This is a genomic window from Acidisphaera sp. L21, from assembly GCF_009765685.1.
Lineage (GTDB): Bacteria > Pseudomonadota > Alphaproteobacteria > Acetobacterales > Acetobacteraceae > LMUY01.
The window spans coordinates 35152-37178 of sequence record NZ_LMUY01000003.1; the positions used below are offsets into that span (position 1 = coordinate 35152).

The following is a 2027-nucleotide window of genomic DNA, read 5'->3' on the forward strand; positions in this document are numbered from 1 at the left end:
GTGGACCGTCAGGCGCCCGGCGAAGGCGCATCCTTCGGCAATGCCGGGTTGATCCAGCGGGAGGCCGTGTTCCCCCACCCCTTTCCCCGCTCCCTCGCGGAGCTGAGCCGCATCGGGCGCAATCGATCGATCGATGCGTCATATCACCTGGGCGCAATGCCGCAGCTTGCCTCCCCGCTCCTGCAATACTGGTGGAACTCCCACCCCGACCGCTACGCCCTCGCAGTGAAGGGCCACGCCCAACTCATCGCCACCTGCATCGACGAGCATATGGCCGTCGCGACGGAGGCCAAGGCCACGGATCTGCTGCGGCCCATCGGCTATCACCGGATGTTCGGCAACGCCGCCAAACTGGCCGCCGCCGCCGCCGAGGCCGAGCGCGCGCATCGCGAATACGGCGTCAACTACGCCCTGCTGGATGGCGCCGCACTGGCCGCGGCCGAGCCGTCTTTGCAGGTCGAAAAAATTGGCGCCATCCATTGGACCGACCCGCTCTCCTGCAGCGACCCGAACGGCCTGGTCAACGCCTACGCCAGGCTGTTCCTGGAACTCGGCGGCAAGCTGGCGCTCGGCGACGCCACCACGCTGCACCGGGTCGGCCATGGCTGGCAGGTCATGACGCAGGATGGCCCGGTCGAAGCCGCCTCCGCCGTGATCGCCCTGGGCGCCGCCTCGACGCAGGTGACCGCGCCGCTCGGCTACAAGCCGCCACTCTTCGGCAAGCGCGGCTACCACATGCACTACAATCTGCGCGGCAACGCGGTGCTGAACCGGCCCCTGCTGGATGGCGATAGCGGCTTCATGCTCATCCCCATGCGCTACGGCATCCGCCTGACCACGGGCGCCGAGTTCGCCAAGACCGGCGCCGACCCCACCCCCGTGCAGTTGCAGCGTGCCGAGCCCGTCGCGCGCAGCCTGATCCCGCTGGCCGACCGGGTGGACGAGGCCCCCTGGATGGGCGTGCGCCCCACCACGCCGGACATGGTGCCGATCATCGGCAAGGCGCCCCGGCAGGACAATCTCTGGCTCTGCTTCGGCCATGCGCATCAGGGCCTCACGCTGGGCCCAAGCTCCGGCCGCCTGATCGCGGAAATGATGACCGGCGATGCCCCCTTCGTCGACCCGGCGCCCTATGCGCCCGAACGGTTCGCCGCCTAATGCACATCGACGGCCAATGCCATTGCGGCCGCGTGACCTACGAGGCGGACATCGATCCGGACCTGGTGTCGATCTGTCATTGCACGGATTGCCAGAACCTCACCGGGTCGCCCTACCGCGTGACCATCGCCACCGACTGCACCAAGTTGCGGCTGACCGGCGCGCCACCGAAGATCTACGTCAAGACCGGCGATAACGGCCGCAGGCGGTTCCAGCATTTCTGCCCCGATTGCGGCAGCCCGCTCTTCACCGGTGGCGAGGGCGTGGACGCGGCGGAAATCGGCATCCGCTGGGGCAGCATCCGCCAGCGCGATACGCTGTCGCCGAAGCGGCAGATCTGGTGCCGCTCCGCTCTACCCTGGATCGACCAGGTACGCAGCCTACCAGGCAACCCAACGGATTGAGCCGGCGGCGAATGGCCGGCCCCCCGAAAACGTCGGGATCGGCGCCATGAGCGACGCCGTCCCCGTCACGTAGATCGCGTTGCCAAACGCCAGGAAAACAGCCTGCGCCCACGCCGTTTGCCCAATCTGAACCACCACGGAATGCCAGGCGGTCGTCCCGGTGATGGTCGCGGGCCTGGCCTTCCAGGCATAGGATCGGCCTCGTCATCGAGGCGAGACGACATCCGCGCCGGGTCGACGCCAAGGTCGCGGCAAATACCGCGAATGACCTCCTCGGTCGGCCGCGTCGCGATGTCCTCGATCGTATCCAGCCCATCCAGTCGCTCCCGGACCGCATCGGTCAGGCGGCCGGCCCGCGTCTCATCCGCGTCGCGCCCACCGGCGTCAGCCGCGGTGCGCGCATGCGGCGGCCGCACCATGACCTGTCGACCATCGAAGCCTCCCGGCCGCGCCCACCCCCGATCC

The 2027-nt window shown here is 68.8% G+C and carries 2 protein-coding genes; both read left to right on the plus strand.

The features are described from left to right. On the plus strand, positions 1-1158 hold a 1158-nt coding region (locus GSQ76_RS00575), incomplete at its 5' end, for an FAD-binding oxidoreductase (protein ID WP_158741972.1). Then, the gene (locus tag GSQ76_RS00580; protein WP_158741973.1) at positions 1158-1562 is read left to right on the plus strand and encodes a GFA family protein; all 405 of its coding nucleotides are present in this window, start codon (positions 1158-1160) and stop codon (positions 1560-1562) included. The genes GSQ76_RS00575 and GSQ76_RS00580, both read left to right, overlap by 1 nt. Positions 1563-2027 lie beyond the last annotated feature (465 nt).

What these genes read in the sequence shown, in the direction of transcription:
- GSQ76_RS00580 (WP_158741973.1), top strand. Translation starts at nt 1,158, where the DNA reads ATGCACATCGACGGCCAATGCCATTGCGGCCGCGTGACCTACGAGGCG.